This is a genomic window from Pseudomonas sp. SH10-3B (assembly GCF_019891415.1).
In the GTDB taxonomy this organism is placed as follows: domain Bacteria; phylum Pseudomonadota; class Gammaproteobacteria; order Pseudomonadales; family Pseudomonadaceae; genus Aquipseudomonas.
The window spans coordinates 78,207-94,029 of sequence record NZ_JAFLXD010000006.1 but is presented as its reverse complement, the minus strand read 5'-3'; the positions used below and the strand labels follow the sequence as shown (position 1 = coordinate 94,029).

The window sequence follows — 15,823 nt, the reverse complement described above, 5'->3', positions numbered from 1 at the left end:
TTAAGGATCGGCAAACAACGGCCGATAAAAACAACAGTCAGGTATTTTGCCAGAGCTGAGCGTCGACCGAGAAAAATGTCAGACATTCTCCCCCTAACCATCGGTGTACTGCCGACCCACAACCACTACGGCCTGCGCAATACTCAAGCGCTGGCCGGGGTGAGTCATGTGTGGCAGGACTTCTTCGCCCGAGCGCTGGCCGAGCAGCTCGGTGAAACGCCGGACGCGCTCGCCGCCAAGGCGCCGACACCGGCGGACCCGGCGGTAGAGCCCAGCGCTGGTGGCGACCTGTTGTCGCAGATCCTCACCCAGCGTGAGTGCGACGTCAAAGACACCGAGATCGCCCCGCCTGAGCCACTGTTCCTGCCTATCGCCGAATTCGAAACCGAGTTGCTGCCACCGGCCGCCGAGCCGTTCCCACAGGAAGAAATCGTCGCCCAACAGCGCCAGCAGAATTTCGAAAGCGGCTGGGTTCGTCCCATCGTCCTGACGGCGGGTCAGCCGCTGCCCGCGCCAGGCCCTGCGCCGGAACCACGCCCATTGCACTTGCCAATTGCCGAGTTCGAGCTGGACCTGTTGCCGCCGCCGGCTACGCCTTACCCCACCGAAGAACTGCTGGCGCAACAGAAGGCGCTGGATTTCGACTACCACTGGGCACGCCCACTGATCACCCAGAACCTGCGACTGGCCGCTTAACGACAGACCCACCAACGCCCCATGTCCAGATGGAAATGGTTGCGGTGCGCGGCGTTGTAGTCCGGGCTCAACACCACATTGAAATCATCACAGGCACCATCGCGCACCTGGCGCAGGAACCGCGCGCTGTCGCCTTCCCCCGACCAATCCTTGAGCACGCTGATACTGCGCCCGTCCGCAAGGCGAAACCCGGCAATATCCAGGGCATTGGCCGACGCATGCTGGCTGAGCCGCCCTTCGGCACGGTTATACATGTTGCGGCAGGCAAAGCTGCCCAGGTGATCGACCCGCGTCACCGACTGACCGAACACCGCCTGGGCCGCCGGTTGCAGGCTGTGACGCTCGAACAGCGCGAATGCCACCGCCAATGGGCAACTGGCGAGGAAGCTGCTGCTTAATGCCACGTCTGCGCCCTGCACGCGCAACGTATTACGCAAAGGACAGACCGCGTCCGCAGGCGTATCGGCCTGGTGGCTGACCCGCAGGCCCGAGGTTTTCAGCACTTGATCGCACAACGCGGGGTCATCCTGCAGGCGCCCCAGCTTGTAGCGGGTCAACAGGTTCGGACTGGCGCGCACATCCAGGGGCGCCCAGGGATTCCACGCATCCGGCAGCGGTAACCAGCCGCGCCAGACACCGACGGTAAACGCCCCGCCAAGCAACAACAGCACGCCCATCCCGTTGAGAACGCGCACGCTTTAACCCTTGAAGAACTGATTGGCCTGGCTGAAGGGCATCGAACGCTCGGTAAAGGTGAACGTGCCCAATGCCTGGACTTCCTGCGCCGCCCGATAGAACTCGCCATACGCCGCCAGCGCCATGGCCGACCCGACGCTGATGCGCTTGACGCCCATTTTGCTCAATTGCGCCACGCTGAGTTTCAGCCCACCGGACATCAGCACATTCACCGGCTTGGGCGCCACGGCCTTGACCACCGCCAGCACGTCTTCGGCACTGCGCAGGCCCGGCGCATAGAGCACGTCGGCGCCGGCTTCGGCGTAGGCCTGCAGGCGGCGAATGGTGTCGGGCAGATCCAGGCGTCCATGCAGAAGGTTTTCCGCGCGGGCGGTCAGCGTGAAGGGGAACGGCAGACTGCGGGCGGCGGCAACGGCGGCTTCCACACGCTCGACGGAGAGGTCGAAGGGATAGATTGGGTCGACAGCAATGCCGGTGGCATCCTCGATAGAGCCCCCCACGATACCGCTGGCCGCCGCACGCAAGATGGTCTCGGCACAGCCGTCGGGGGTGTCGCTGAAGCCGTTTTCCAGGTCGGCCGCCACCGGCAGCGCGGTGGCCTTGGCGATCATGGCGGCATTGAGCAACGTGTCTTCCAAGGACAATGCCCCTTCCGCGTCCGGGCGCCCCAGGCTGAACGCATAACCCGCACTGGTCGTGGCCAGGGCTTCAAAGCCAAGGCTGGCGAGCATCACCGCCGAGCCCGCGTCCCAAGGGTTGGGCATCACGAAGGCGCGGTCGCGCTCATGCAGGGCCTTAAAGGTTTCGGCGCGAAGGGTTTGGGCATCCATGACTGACTCCTGGCGGAAAAAGGAGCCCTAGAGTAACCCCAGCTGCTCCACTTCGGGTTGCCGATCCAATGTCGGCAGTGCAGGAAGGCCGGGCAGGCGCGCCATCAGATTGGCGTGAAAACGCAAGGCCAGCTGTGCAGCCAGGCGATTGTCCGAGGTGTGCAGGAATACGTAGGGCGTGCGGCCTTCTTCGATCCAGCCGGCGATTTTTTCAACCCACGGGATCAGGAACGGGTCGTTGGCCTCCAGCTCCGGATGGCCAATAAAACGCACTTGGGGAAACTGGGTCAGCGCTGCCGGACGAGGTGGCACCTTGGGCTTTTTCGATTGAGCATGCAGTACCGCCGCCGAGGTCGACGTGCAACTGAACAACGCGCGCGGGTCGAGGCAGATGCGCTCGACACCCCGATCACGCAACAAACGGTTGAGCGTGCGCTCGGCATCGCCCTTGGCGAAGAACTCAGGGTGGCGTACTTCAACCGCCATCGGGCGTTCCAGGCCATCAATAAAACCGGCCAGCTCAGCCAGGCGTTGCGGCGAAAAACTCGCCGACAGTTGCAGCCACAGCGGCGAAACACGTGCACCGAGCGGGCTCATCAAACCGACAAAACTTTCCGCTGCCGGCAATTGCTCACGCAAGTCGCCACCGTGACTGATGTCACCGGGAAATTTGGCCGTGAAGCGAAAGTCTTCGGGCATGATGTCGGCCCAGCGCTGCACGGTAGCGGCCGAGGGGCGAGCGTAGAACGTGGTATTGCCTTCAACGGCGTTGAAGACCTGGGAATAAAGGGCAAGGTAATCGCCGGAGCGGGCGTCGGCTGGGTACAAGTACTCGCGCCAGGCGTTTTCACTCCAGGACGGGCAACCGAGGTAGTAAGGCAGCCGCATCAGATGTGAATGTCGAGGCCCAGCACTTCCATATCCCATTCGACGAAACCGGCGGTGGTCAGGTAGCTGGCCAAGGCAGTGGCAACGCTTTTGCTCATGGAGCGCGGGAAGAGCATGTCTTGCTGACGGGCAGGAACGCCGCTGATACGGGCTTGTGAACTGGCCTTCGCATCGGATTGGACCTCAATGAAGTCCGGCGAGTCCTCGACAGAATCGTCCACCGTAGCGTTTGCCTTACGCGGCTTGCGCTTGATTGGGTACGACTGTGAGGAAAATCCATCAATACGCATAGGCGCGAACTCGCTATCAGTAATGGCATTTTGGCAGCACTGTCCGTCGCGCGCAAATGCTCTGGTGATAACTAGAACACATAATTTGAAAAAGGTTTAAAAACGCAGGCAAATTCTGACGATTGGCGACTTTGGCCTCACATTGCCATCATTTTTGGCGTCAAATAATCCCTCTTTCGGCCTTGGTCTGTGCGACTTTATCGCGCAAGTAAACCGGCGCAGCCTGGTCAGCAGGAATCGCCTCGCCACGTTCAAACGCGAAACGCGCCAAAGTCAGCAAGTCTTCGGCATGGGGCAACATGCTGGCGTCCTGGCCCACCAGCGACACACCGATGCGCTCGCCATAACCCCAGCCGGTGCCAGCACCGAACCAGTCACCACTGGCATCATCGGGCAATACCGCCGATTCCGGTGGCTGCACGGCTTCCACGCCGATAAGGCGCATTTCGCCAGCCGTTTCGCGGTAGCAGCCCCAGTACACTTCGTCCATGCGCGCATCGATAGCCGCCGCCACCTGCTGGGCGCCGTGTTCGCGCAAGGCACGCTGAGCCAGTACGGCCAGGTTGGAGACCGGCAGTACCGGGCGCTCCAATGCAAAGGCCAGGCCCTGAACCACACCAATGGCAATGCGCACCCCGGTAAACGCCCCCGGGCCGCGGCCGAAGGCGATGGCGTCCACGGCCGACAGGGTGGTGCCCGCGTCTTCGAGCAGTTGCTTGATCATCGGCAACAGTTTCTGCGCGTGCAGGCGCGGGATCACCTCGTAGTGGCTTGTGACTTTGCCATCGTGCAGCAAGGCAACGGAGCAAGCTTCAGTCGCGGTGTCCAGGGCCAGCAGGGTGCTCATCGGTGTCGGTGTCCAAGTCGAAAAAAAGTGCGCCAGTATAAACAACAACGGCCCGCAAGCGGGCCGTTGTGTATCAAGCCGATAAAGGATCAGCTCAGTGCTTGCAGCACCTTGGCAGTGATCGCTTCTACCGAACCGACGCCAGGGATATGGCTGTACTTCGGCTTGCCCTGTGCTGCGGACAGCTTCTGGTAGAAATCCACCAGCGGCTTGGTCTGGGAATGGTAGACCGACAGGCGATGACGCACGGTTTCTTCAGTGTCGTCTTTACGCTGCACCAGGTCGTCGCCGGTGACATCGTCCTTGCCTTCAACTTTTGGCGGGTTATACACGGTGTGATACACGCGGCCCGACGCTTCGTGAACGCGACGACCAGCAATACGCTGGACGATTTCTTCGTCTTCAACCGCAATTTCAACCACGGCGTCGAGTTCAACGCCAGCCTTCACCAGGGCTTCAGCCTGGGGAATGGTGCGTGGGAAGCCGTCGAACAGGAAGCCGTTCTTGCAGTCTTCCTGGCTGATGCGTTCCTTGACCAGGTTGATGATCAGGTCATCGGAGACCAGGCCACCGCTGTCCATCACGCTCTTGGCGATCAGGCCCAGCTCGGTGCCGGCCTTGACGGCAGCACGCAGCATGTCGCCAGTGGAGATTTGTGGAATGCCGAATTTTTCAGTGATGAACTTTGCCTGAGTACCTTTACCGGCCCCGGGAGCTCCCAGCAGAATGACGCGCATCGATGTGCTCCTCAATTTTTTATAGAGATGACGCTCGGATTCGCCGCGTGGGGCCAATCTCGTAAAAATATATGGCTCATAAAAATATGGGCCCAAGCCGCCCAAACGGCCAAAGGCTGATCAAGATACACAGCGGGCCCTAACCACACAAGCCGCCAAAAGTCGCAGGAACCCGCGCCACGCGTACGTCATAGGTAGGGTGTGCCTGAGTGCAACCGGCCCCGTAAACGCCGACCACCCTTTTCAGGGCGGCCGTCGTGGTTTCTGCGCAAGCCGTTGAGAACTCGCAAAAAACCTCAGCCGGTGTTGCGCAAGCCGGCGGCAATACCGGCCACGGACACCAGCAGCGCCTGTTCCAGAGGGCTGTCTTGCGCGGCTTCCTGGCGCCGCGAGCGTGCCAGCAACTCGGCCTGCAACAGGTGCAGGGGGTCGAGATAGGTGTTGCGCAGGCGGATGAACTCCAGGGTGTCAGGGCTATGGGCCAGCAGTTGCGACTGGCCGGTCAGGCCAAGTACCACGCTACAGGCCTGCGACAATAGGTCGCGTAAGTGCGCACCCAATGGCAACAGGTCCGGCTGCACCAGGCGCTCGTCATAGAGACGCGCAATATCGGCATCGGCCTTGGCCAGCACCATTTCCAGCATATCGATGCGGGTGCGGAAGAACGGCCACTGTTCGCGCATCTGCCCCAGCAGTTCGCCTTCACCGCGCTCCAGCGCCTTGCTAAGCGCGGCTTCCCAACCCAGCCAGGCCGGCAGCATCAGGCGAGTCTGGGTCCAGCCGAAGATCCACGGAATGGCGCGCAGGCTTTCTATACCGCCGGCACGCCGCTTGGCCGGGCGACTGCCCAGGGGCAGGCGACCCAGCTCCTGCTCGGGGGTGGACTGGCGAAAATACTCGACGAATTGCGGATTTTCCCGCACCACTGCGCGGTAAGCGCTGACACCGTCGGCCGCCAATTCATCCATCAAATGCCGCCACGCCGGCTCCGGTGGCGGCGGTGGCAGCAACGTCGCTTCCAACACAGCGGCCAGATAGAGATTGAGGTTCTGTTCAGCAATGTCCGGCAAGCCGAACTTGAAGCGGATCATCTCGCCTTGCTCGGTGGTACGGAAACGCCCCGCCACCGAACCCGGCGGTTGCGACAGGATCGCCGCGTGGGCCGGGCCGCCGCCACGCCCGACGGTGCCGCCGCGACCATGGAACAGCAGCAATTCCACCTGTTGCTCACGGCAAATATCCACCAGCCGCTCCTGCGCCCGGTACTGCGCCCAGGCGGCGGCGGTGGTGCCGGCGTCCTTGGCCGAGTCGGAGTAGCCGATCATCACTTCCTGCGGGCCGTGCAAGCGCGCGCGGTAACCCGGCAACAGCAACAGTTGCTCGATCACGGGACCGGCGTTATCCAGGTCGGCCAGGGTTTCGAACAGAGGCACAACGCGCATTGGTCGTTGCACGCCCGACTCTTTAAGCAGCAGTTGCACCGCCAATACGTCTGAGGCGGCGCCAGCCATGGAGATGACATACGAGCCTAAAGAGGCGGCAGGTGCGGCGGCGACTTCCTTGCAGGTGTTCAGCACTTCGGCGGTATCGGCCGAGGGCTTGAAATAGCCCGGCAACAGCGGTCGACGATTGGCCAGCTCCTTCATCAGGAAGCTGATGCGCATCTCTTCGTTCCAGTCCTCGTAACGGCCCAGGCCCAGGTAATCAGTGATTTCGGTCATGGCCGCCGAGTGGCGACTGGAATCCTGGCGCACGTCGAGGCGCACCAGGAACAGACCAAAGGTGACGGCCCGGCGTAGGCAATCGAGCAGTGGGCCGTCGGCGATCACGCCCATGCCGCATTCATGCAGTGACTGGTAGCACAGCTCCAGCGGTTCCAGCAGGTCGCGGTTGTTCTGCAAGACCTCGGCAGGCGCCGGCGTGCTGCTGCTCAACGCGGTATGTGCCCATTGGCGCGTGGCGCGCAGGCGTTCGCGCAGTTGCTTGAGCAGGGCGCGATAGGGTTCGACGCTGTCGCCGACCTCGGCCTGCAACGCCGGGCTGGCCTTTTGCATCGACAGTTCGGAGGCCAGGTGGTCAATATCACGCAGGTACAGATCGGCAGCCATCCAGCGCGCCAGCAACAACACCTCGCGGGTCACCGGCGCGGTGACATTCGGGTTGCCGTCACGGTCGCCGCCCATCCACGACGCAAAGCGGATCGGCGCAGCTTCCAGCGGCAGGCGCAGGCCCGTGGCGGCATGTAACGCCTGGTCGGCCTTGCGCAGGTAATTGGGGATCGCATGCCACAACGAATGCTCAATCACCGCAAAGCCCCATTTGGCTTCGTCCACCGGCGTCGGCCGGGTGCGGCGGATTTCTTCGGTGTGCCAGGCTTCGGCGATCAAGCGTTGCAGGCGCTGGCGGATCTGCTCGCGCTCAGCGGTGGTGAGGTCACGGTGATCCTGCAGCGCCAGTTGTGCGGCGATGGCATCGTATTTCTGGATCAGGGTGCGACGCGCCACTTCGGTGGGGTGGGCGGTGAGCACCAGTTCAATCTCCAGGCGCCCCAACTGGCGGGCCAGGGATTCGTTGCTGTGGCCCTCGCCTTGCAGACGGGCCAGCAACTCCGGCAATACGCGGGATTCGAACGGTGCCGGCTGCGACTCATCGCGCCGATGAATCAACTGGTACTGCTCGGCGATATTGGCCAGGTTGAGGAACTGGTTGAAGGCCCGCGCAACGGGCAGCAGTTCGTCTTCCTGCAACTGATTGAGACTGGCGCTCAGTTCATCACCAGCGGCTTTGTCCGGGGTGGCTCCACGGCGGTCGGCCTTGGCGCCTTTGCGGATCTGCTCGATCTTGTCGAGGAAGTCATCGCCGTACTGCTCTCGAATGGTGTTGCCCAACAGCTCACCCAGCAGGTGAACATCCTCACGCAAGCGTGCATCGATATCACTCATCAGCCAATCTCCAGCCAGAAATCCGGGACGCGCAGGTCTGCCAGAGTGCCGCCAGCATCGTTTTATGACAAGACTTTAAACCTTGTGACTTGCGGCTAGTCTCAACTGTGAGTCGTCGTGTTATCCATGCGAGCGACTGGTCACTCATCACCGCCCGCCATCGCGGGTTCTATTGAGGTTGCCATGAAAATTCGAGAACTGGCCCAGCATTGGGAAGAGAACGCCAAGGGTCGCCTGACCAAGACCGAGTACGCCATCCATCTGGATGTCGAGGCCGCAGCGCGGTTGGCGGCCATTGCCGAGATGTACCCCAAGCGCCACACCGAAGAACTGCTCGGCGAGCTGATCGGGGCGGCGCTCGAAGAGCTGGAAGCCAGCTTTCCCTACGTCAAGGGGCAGCATGTGATTGCCACCGATGAAGAGGGCGATCCCTTGTACGAAGACGTCGGCCCTACCCCGCGCTTTCTCTCCTTGTCGCGGCGCTACCTGCAAGATTTGTCGGACAGCGCTGACGAACCCAAGCACTGAAAAAGCTACACCCCCCGATAAAACCCTTGTATTCCGGGCCTCCCAGAGGCCCGGGGTACCGCTGTCCGTCATGAAAGTTCCAATTTTTTTCGCTGACCGTTTAGTCAGATATTTTTTTTGGCAAATCGCCATCTTCTCTGAACTTTTGAAAAAAGCCTCCGGTCACAGCCAGTAAGCCATCACTTGGAACGGCCGTTTGAAAGGGCATGTCGTGCTTTACCGCCGCGCCCCCGCCGCTCACCGACTGAGATGGATTTTGATGTTTTTCAGGAGTTATCCAATGGAGTTGAAGACGATGAAGACCAGCACTGCCAAATCCTCGTTTAACCACCTGCGCGGGCTTAAATTGGCCGCGCTGGCAATCGGCACCAGCTTCGTTCTGGCCGGTTGCGCCGGCAACCCGCCAACCGAGCAATACGCGGTGACCCAATCTGCGGTCAACAGCGCAGTGAGCGCCGGCGGCACCGAGTACGCGGCCGTAGAAATGAAGTCGGCCCAGGACAAGCTCAAGCAAGCCGAAATCGCCATGCACGACAAGAACTATGACGAGGCCCGTCGCCTGTCTGAGCAAGCCGAATGGGACGCTCGCGTTGCAGAGCGCAAAGCCCAGGCTGCCAAGGCTGAACAGGCTGTGAAGGACTCCCAGAAGGCTGTCCAGGAGCTGCGTCAGGAAGGCATGCGCCCGGCTGTTATCAAACAGCAATAAGCCGCCGCCCCTGATTGCATTGCACCCGATATCGAATTGAAAGGACGACACGACTATGCGTAAACAATTGATGATCCCTGCCCTGCTGGCGATGAGCGTTGCCCTGGCGGCGTGCTCCACCCCGCCAAACGCGAACCTGGAAAACGCACGGACCAACTTCTCGGCCCTGCAGGCCAACCCGAACGCCACCAAAGTAGCAGCCTTGGAAACCAAGGACGCCCAGGATTGGCTGGACAAGGCTGACAAGGCCTACCGCGACAAGGAAGACCAGAAGAAAGTTGACCAACTGGCCTACCTGACCAACCAACGCGTTGAAGTCGCTAAAGACACCATCGTGCTGCGCGAATCCGAAGCCAAGCTGAAAAACGCCGGCGACGAACGTGCCCGTGCACTGCTCGAAGCCCGCGATGCACAGATCAAGCAACTGCAGGACAGCCTGAACGCCAAGCAAACCGATCGCGGTACCCTGGTGACCTTTGGTGACGTGCTGTTTGCTACCAACAAGGCTGACCTGAAATCCAGCGGCCTGGTCAATATCAATAAGCTGGCTCAGTTCCTTCAGGAAAACCCGGATCGCCAGGTGATCGTTGAAGGCTACACAGACAGCACCGGCAGCGATGCCTACAACCAGAGCCTGTCGGAGCGCCGTGCCGCTTCGGTGCAGGTTGCGCTGATCAAGATGGGCGTTGACCCACGCCGCATCGTGACCACCGGTTACGGCAAGGAATACCCGGTTGCCGATAACGGCAGTGTGTCGGGCCGCGCCATGAACCGCCGCGTTGAAGTGACCATCTCCAACGATAACCAACCGGTCAAGCCACGGTCGTCCCTGGCTAACTGATTGATTGATGCTGGATAAAAAAACCCACCTTATGGTGGGTTTTTTTTTGGCTCGCCAAAGTGAATAGGACGGTTTGTGTCATCGCCTGGCAGCTCAATCTTCGGGGCTTGCTTATGCTGCTGAGCGTTTAACCGTTCCAGAGCCCCATGGCACCTGACCATATCCAGCATGTTCTGCACTGCCGGACTTTCAGGAACTGCAGGATTTGCAGGAGTTGAAAAAATAGTTATCGCCACTTTCTCGGCCCTGATCTGTGTAAGTTACACCGTTTTCTGTGGCGTTTTACGCGATATGGTTCCAACTAATCCCGACTGTTGGAATTGAACCGTCTCACAACCCATGCAGCACATCGACCCCGATACGATGGCTCACTGCTGCAGTTGCGGGGTTTCCTGGCCCAGGCAACGCACCGCCTGCTTCTTGTTGTTGACCAACACGCCACTCAAGCCTTTTTGCTCGGTATCGAACATTACCAGCACGCCATCGACGCACTGCGCCACTTGCGCGGCCGGAGTCAGGGAGATCTTGTAGTCCTCGCCCGGCACGGTCTTGAGCATGGTGAAGTCGCTGAGCAGCAGCGCATCTTCCGGCTTGGCGAAGTGCAAATAGCCGTAGTACCACAGGCAGCCGACGGTGCCGATGATGGTACCGATGCCGGTGAGAATCAGCGGGATCATGTTGCGTTCTTCGCTCATTGCGGGCTCTCTGATGAATCAACTTTAGGAATGGGGTAGTTCGGAATCTCGCCCAGGCGGCGCAGGCCGTTAAAGTGCTGCGGGTCGTCCAGGTAGCGCAGCATCACGGTCTGCCAGGTCTTGTCGGCGAAGGTCTGCACATGGCCGCCCCGGGTCAACTGCAACACGCGGGGCGCTGGCGCGACCTGATACAGCCGGATGCCGTTGGCCAGGGGCACGATCGGGTCATCCAGGCTGTGGAACAGCAATTTCGGCACGCCGGTCAGTTGCGGCATGGCGTTGATCGCGCTGTCGGCGTCGGGCACCAACCAAGACAAGGGCACCTGCAATGGCCATGTTAACCAGGAGGTGCTCAGGGCGAATTGTCCTACGTCACGATAACTGGCGGGCACACCATCGAGCACCAGCGCTTTGAGTTGGGACTGACGCTGCGGGTGCTCCGCCAGGTAATGCACCGCCAGCGCACCGCCGAGGCTTTGACCGAGGACGATCAACGGCTGGCCTTGGGTTTCGGGGGCTTTGTCGAGCCAACTGAAGGCCGCATCCACATCCTGATAAATCGCCGGCAAGGAAGGCTTGCCTTCCGACACCCCATAACCGCGATAGTCCAGCAGCAGTACCTGGTAGCCCTGCTCCGGCAACCACCAGCTGCCGCCCAGGTGCCAGGCCAGGTTGCCGCCATTGCCGTGCAGGTGCAGCACCGTACCTTTGACGGGCACTCCGGCCTTGGCCGGCAGCCACCACGCGTGCAACTTCACGCCGTCGGCGGTGGTGAGGGTGACGTCGCGGTACTGCAGGTGCGCTTTTTCGGGCGTAAACGGCAGGCCGGGTTCGGGGTAGAACAGCAACGAGCTGCAACCGTTCAATGTGAGTAGCAGGCATAGAATGCCGAGGATTCTCATCCGTTGAAGCCTCGTGAATAACAGCGTTTAGAGGATATTGGAGTAATCCGCCTCGATCCGGTCCAGGCTCAAGTGGTTGAGGAAGTTGGAGAAGCACATCCACGCCGCCAGTGCGTTCATGTCGCGGAACTGTTCAGGCAGGTACTTGGGTGGCACCACCAGGCCTTCGTCCACCAGTTGGCGCAAGGTGCGCATGTCTTCCAGGGTGGTCTTGCCGCAGAACAGCAGCGGCACTTGCTCCAGCTTGCCTTTGCGCACGGCCAGCTGGATGTAGTTGTAAACCATGATAAAGCCCTTGAGGTAGGACAAATCCTTGGTAAACGGCAGACCGTTCGGCACCGAGCCACGAAACACCCGACTGGCGTTGCCATAGCTTTCGGCCATTTCAAAGCCTTGCTCGCGGAAGAACTCGAACACCTGCAGGAAATCGGCACCCTCCTCCACCATGTGAATGGCACGGGTGCGGTTGGTCAGTTTGCGCAAGCGGCTCGGGTAGGAGGCGAAGGTGATGATCTCCATCAGGATCGCCAGGCCTTCCTGGGTCACGGTGGACGACGGCGGGCCCTTGGACAGGAAGGTGCAGATCGGCTGGTTCTGGCCGTTGAGCGTGGTACCGACATGCACCAGGCCTTCGTGGACTTCCAGCGCACGCACGTCGCGGTCGTTGAACATCGCGTCGGCGCGGATCTTGATGTAGTCGGCGCCCGCTGCGGCATCGGCGACGATACCGTCGGACTCGAACACGCGGATGGTTTCTTCGGCTTCGCCAAACACCTTGTTCAGGCGGGTTTGCAGCAGGGCGACGGCGTCCTTGGCGGTCAGGGTCTTGGCTTCGTCCTTGAGGTCGCCGCGGCCATCGATATTGTTCAGGTAGTCGGAAAGCATCAGGCCCAGGTCAGCCAGGGTCGGGTCGCCGGCGTGGAAGGCGTCGGAGGCGGCGCCGTACAGTTCCTGGGAAATCAGGCCGAAGTCCTCGGTGCCGCGCGCTTCGAGCATCCGCACCACCATGCGGTATTCACGGCACATGCGGCGCATGATCTGCCCCACCGGGCTGAACTGGCCAAGACGGCGAGTGATGTCACGTTCGATGTTCTGGAATTCCAGCTTCACTGCACTGGAGTCGAACGACAGCGGCCGGTTCAGGTAATAGTCGCGGTCCACGGCCGGCATTGCCTTGCCCTTGGCCTTGAGGAATCCCTGGCGAATGTTGTCGTCCCACTTCACGGCGTCGAGGACGCGAATCGGTGTTTGCGCCAGCACAATGCGATCGGACAAGCTGCGTATCGTCTGCTGGTAATCGTCCACCCGGTGCTTCCTCTCTAAACGTTATTTGCCCGCGCGCTGATAGCGCACGGCTTCAACGAACACATCGGCATTGGCCGGATCGTCCAGGTAGGCGAACACCTGGTCCATGGAGCTGTCGACCAATACACCGGCGCCTTCGACGGTATCCACGGTACTGCCGTGCAGCACCTGTTGGCCCATGGCTTGGTGAATCTGGTCGAGGTCGAGGTTATAGACAACCAATTCGTGCTTATCGTCGAACTCGAACCCGGCCAGGAAATAATGCCCACCGAGTCGGGCCGGCAACGGCGCCGACAGATACCAGCGGCTGCCATGGCGCGACACGGTAAACAGGTACTCATCGCGCTGGGCCGGTGTGGCTTTAGGGTAGCTCACCGCCTTGTAGCGATGTTCACCGGCAGCGCTGATTTGCAGATTGAGCGGTTCGCCCCAGGCATTCTTGCTGGTCCAATGGCCCAACAACTCTTGCGGCGCCGCCTCATGGGCGGGCAATGGATCCTTGAACGTGACCAGGCAACCGCTGAGCAGCAGGAACGACAAGGCGATTACCGCCACACGCCAGGTTTTCATTGGACTCCCCCGGTGTCAGACCGAGGCCAACACCAAATGCATGTAACGCTTGAGGATCTCAAGCATCTCTTCACCGGTCAGAGGCTCTGCGCCGCCCAGCAGGCACTGATATTCCATCCGACTGATTATCGCCGTCAACACCTTGGCGTCCTGTTGCGGCTCGCGGGAGCCCAATACCTGGAAAAACTGCCCCGTGCCCTGCAAGAGAATCTGCTGGTGGGAACGCACCAATTGCGCCAGGCGCGGGTTGAGCAAGGCTTCCTGGCGAAAGGCCTGTTCGGCCATCAGGTGTTCGCGGCGGTTGGTCAGTTGGCGCAGCACATAGTCGGCGGTCAGCCGCGCGATGTCATCGGCCAGTTGCGAGCGCGATTCCGGGCTGCCGTCGCCATAGGCGACCATCTCGCGCAGCAGGCCTTCGTTGCGCACCCACAACTTGCCCATGAACGCGGCGCTGCGTTCAACGTACTGGGCAAAGGTATCGGTGAGCAGGTCATCAATGTCCTTGAAGTAATAGGTAGTGGCCGACAACGGCACCCCCGCCTCCGCCGCCACCGCGCGATGACGCACGGCTCGCACGCCCTCGCGCACCACGATACGCATGGCCGCATCGAGAATGTCTTGCCGGCGTTGCTCGCTGCCCCGACGGCTGGCCTTACGGCCCTGGTACTGGACGCTTTCAGCCACGGCAGCGGCAATGCCGGCGGCACCTTCTTGAGCGGTTACGCGGTTCACGACACACATCCTTGAATAGATCAAAACCTGGCGCTGTTTGCTTGACGCTTAAAAACGCCACATAAAAAAGCCGCCTTATAAAAGGCGGCTCTGGATTTCGCTGAGGTTATGCTTGTGGCCGCATGTGCGGGAACAAGATCACATCGCGGATCGACGGCGAGTTGGTCAACAACATCACCAATCGGTCGATGCCGATACCTTCACCGGCCGTTGGCGGCATGCCGTATTCCAGGGCCCGTACGAAGTCAGCGTCGTAGTGCATGGCTTCGTCGTCGCCGGCGTCCTTGTCGGCCACCTGGGCCATGAAGCGCTCGGCCTGGTCTTCGGCATCGTTGAGCTCGGAGTAGGCGTTGGCGATTTCGCGGCCACCGATGAACAGCTCGAAACGGTCGGTGACGTTCGGGTTGTCATCGTTGCGACGGGCCAGCGGCGACACTTCGAACGGGTACTGGGTAATGAAGTGCGGCTGCTCCAGCTTGTGCTCCACCAGCTCTTCGAAAATCATCACCTGCAGTTTGCCCAAGCCTTCGAAGCCCAGCACCTTGGCGCCGGCTTTCTTGGCGATGGCGCGGGCCTTGTCGATGTCGTTAAGATCGTCTGCGGTCAGCTCGGGGTTGTACTTGAGGATCGAGTCGAACACCGACAGGCGCACGAATGGCTCGCCGAAGTGGAACACCTTGTCGCCGTAAGGCACGTCGGTGCTGCCCAGGACCAACTGCGCCAGCTCGCGGAACAGCTCTTCGGTCAGGTCCATGTTGTCTTCGTAGTCGGCGTAGGCCTGGTAGAACTCCAACATGGTGAATTCTGGGTTGTGACGAGTCGAGACGCCTTCGTTACGGAAGTTGCGGTTGATCTCGAACACCTTCTCGAAGCCGCCGACCACAAGACGCTTGAGGTACAGCTCCGGCGCGATACGCAGGAACATTTCCAGGTCCAGCGCGTTGTGGTGGGTTTCGAACGGCTTGGCTGCGGCACCACCCGGGATGGTTTGCAGCATCGGGGTTTCCACTTCCAGGAAGTCACGCTGCATCAGGAAGCTGCGGATGTGCGCGATGACTTGCGAACGCACGCGGAATGTCTGGCGCACGTCTTCGTTGACGATCAGGTCGACATAACGCTGGCGGTAGCGCTGCTCGGTGTCGGTCAGGCCATGGTGCTTGTCCGGGAGCGGGCGCAGGGATTTGGTCAGCAGGCGCACGCTGGTCATTTCCACGTACAGGTCGCCCTTGCCGGAACGGGCCAGGGTGCCTTCGGCTGCGATGATGTCGCCCATGTCCCAGGTTTTCACCGAGGCCAGGGTCTCTTCCGACAGGGTCTTGCGGTTGACGTAGACCTGGATACGCCCGGTCATGTCCTGGATCACCATGAACGAGCCACGGTTGAGCATGATGCGACCTGCCACCTTGACCGGGATCGCAGCCTCTGCCAGCTCTTCCTTAGTCTTGTCCGCGTACTGCTTCTGCAACGCATCGCAGTAGTTTTCGCGGCGGAAGTCGTTGGGAAAGGCATTGCCCTTGGCGCGCTCGGCAGCCAGCTTTTCCTTGCGCAGGGCGATCAGGGAGTTTTCTTCCTGTTGCAGGGCTTGCGGGTCGAGTTGTTGGTCGCTCATGTCTTTAAA

17 protein-coding genes are annotated in these 15,823 nt (G+C 60.8%); 4 read left to right on the top strand and 13 right to left on the bottom strand.

Annotation, left to right across the window (positions count from 1 at the left end):
• Positions 1 to 75 precede the first annotated feature (75 nt).
• Complete coding sequence (locus J1G35_RS06965; protein ID WP_223014233.1) at positions 76 to 696, top strand: energy transducer TonB; 621 nt, start codon at positions 76 to 78, stop codon at positions 694 to 696.
• Here J1G35_RS06965 and J1G35_RS06960 read toward each other — a convergent pair.
• The 7 genes from J1G35_RS06960 to ppc form a co-directional block, all read right to left on the bottom strand.
• A complete protein-coding gene (locus J1G35_RS06960) occupies positions 693 to 1,391 on the bottom strand; it encodes an extensin family protein (protein WP_223014232.1) in 699 nt (232 codons plus the stop codon). The genes J1G35_RS06965 and J1G35_RS06960 overlap by 4 nt on opposite strands.
• Positions 1,392 to 1,394: 3 nt before the next feature.
• Positions 1,395 to 2,222, bottom strand: a complete 828-nt coding sequence (locus tag J1G35_RS06955) for an isocitrate lyase/phosphoenolpyruvate mutase family protein (protein ID WP_223014231.1) — start codon at positions 2,220 to 2,222, stop codon at positions 1,395 to 1,397.
• Between the two features lie 27 nt (positions 2,223 to 2,249).
• Complete coding sequence (locus tag J1G35_RS06950; protein ID WP_223014229.1) at positions 2,250 to 3,110, bottom strand: DUF72 domain-containing protein; 861 nt, start codon at positions 3,108 to 3,110, stop codon at positions 2,250 to 2,252.
• Positions 3,110 to 3,400, bottom strand: a complete 291-nt coding sequence (locus J1G35_RS06945; protein ID WP_053137340.1) for a hypothetical protein — start codon at positions 3,398 to 3,400, stop codon at positions 3,110 to 3,112. Before J1G35_RS06945 ends, J1G35_RS06950 begins: the two co-directional genes overlap by 1 nt.
• Positions 3,401 to 3,560: 160 nt before the next feature.
• Positions 3,561 to 4,247 (bottom strand): tRNA (adenosine(37)-N6)-threonylcarbamoyltransferase complex dimerization subunit type 1 TsaB, encoded by a 687-nt coding sequence (tsaB, locus tag J1G35_RS06940; RefSeq protein ID WP_053137342.1) that lies wholly within the window; start codon positions 4,245 to 4,247, stop codon positions 3,561 to 3,563.
• A gap of 89 nt (positions 4,248 to 4,336) precedes the next feature.
• The gene (gene adk / locus J1G35_RS06935; protein ID WP_012722567.1) at positions 4,337 to 4,984 is read right to left on the bottom strand and encodes an adenylate kinase; all 648 of its coding nucleotides are present in this window, start codon (positions 4,982 to 4,984) and stop codon (positions 4,337 to 4,339) included.
• Positions 4,985 to 5,280: 296 nt separating this feature from the next.
• Entirely contained in the window at positions 5,281 to 7,926 is a 2,646-nt protein-coding gene (gene ppc, locus J1G35_RS06930) for a phosphoenolpyruvate carboxylase (protein WP_223014227.1), read from the bottom strand.
• A 183-nt stretch (positions 7,927 to 8,109) separates the two neighbouring features.
• Between ppc and J1G35_RS06925 the strand changes: the two genes are divergently transcribed.
• From J1G35_RS06925 to J1G35_RS06915, 3 genes are all read left to right on the top strand, one after another.
• Positions 8,110 to 8,454 carry a hypothetical protein gene (locus J1G35_RS06925; RefSeq protein WP_053137347.1) on the top strand — a complete coding sequence of 115 codons (345 nt, stop codon included), beginning with the start codon at positions 8,110 to 8,112 and terminating at the stop codon, positions 8,452 to 8,454.
• Positions 8,455 to 8,734: 280 nt separating this feature from the next.
• The gene (locus tag J1G35_RS06920) at positions 8,735 to 9,160 is read left to right on the top strand and encodes a DUF4398 domain-containing protein (protein ID WP_053137348.1); all 426 of its coding nucleotides are present in this window, start codon (positions 8,735 to 8,737) and stop codon (positions 9,158 to 9,160) included.
• A 55-nt stretch (positions 9,161 to 9,215) separates the two neighbouring features.
• Positions 9,216 to 10,001 (top strand): OmpA family protein, encoded by a 786-nt coding sequence (locus J1G35_RS06915; protein WP_053137351.1) that lies wholly within the window; start codon positions 9,216 to 9,218, stop codon positions 9,999 to 10,001.
• A 368-nt stretch (positions 10,002 to 10,369) separates the two neighbouring features.
• On the opposite strand, the gene J1G35_RS06910 is transcribed toward J1G35_RS06915, so the two are convergent.
• The 6 genes from J1G35_RS06910 to lysS form a co-directional block, all read right to left on the bottom strand.
• Entirely contained in the window at positions 10,370 to 10,696 is a 327-nt protein-coding gene (locus J1G35_RS06910; RefSeq protein ID WP_053137353.1) for a hypothetical protein, read from the bottom strand.
• Positions 10,693 to 11,598 (bottom strand): alpha/beta hydrolase, encoded by a 906-nt coding sequence (locus J1G35_RS06905; protein ID WP_223014225.1) that lies wholly within the window; start codon positions 11,596 to 11,598, stop codon positions 10,693 to 10,695. Before J1G35_RS06905 ends, J1G35_RS06910 begins: the two co-directional genes overlap by 4 nt.
• A gap of 27 nt (positions 11,599 to 11,625) precedes the next feature.
• Positions 11,626 to 12,903 carry a flavohemoglobin expression-modulating QEGLA motif protein gene (locus J1G35_RS06900; RefSeq protein WP_027604513.1) on the bottom strand — a complete coding sequence of 426 codons (1,278 nt, stop codon included), beginning with the start codon at positions 12,901 to 12,903 and terminating at the stop codon, positions 11,626 to 11,628.
• Positions 12,904 to 12,924: 21 nt separating this feature from the next.
• Positions 12,925 to 13,473 carry a hypothetical protein gene (locus J1G35_RS06895; protein WP_223014223.1) on the bottom strand — a complete coding sequence of 183 codons (549 nt, stop codon included), beginning with the start codon at positions 13,471 to 13,473 and terminating at the stop codon, positions 12,925 to 12,927.
• A gap of 15 nt (positions 13,474 to 13,488) precedes the next feature.
• A complete protein-coding gene (locus tag J1G35_RS06890) occupies positions 13,489 to 14,205 on the bottom strand; it encodes a TetR family transcriptional regulator (RefSeq protein WP_053137362.1) in 717 nt (238 codons plus the stop codon).
• A gap of 106 nt (positions 14,206 to 14,311) precedes the next feature.
• Positions 14,312 to 15,814, bottom strand: coding sequence for a lysine--tRNA ligase (gene lysS, locus J1G35_RS06885; RefSeq protein WP_053137365.1), 1,503 nt, complete (start codon positions 15,812 to 15,814; stop codon positions 14,312 to 14,314).
• Between the last annotated feature and the right edge of the window lie 9 nt (positions 15,815 to 15,823).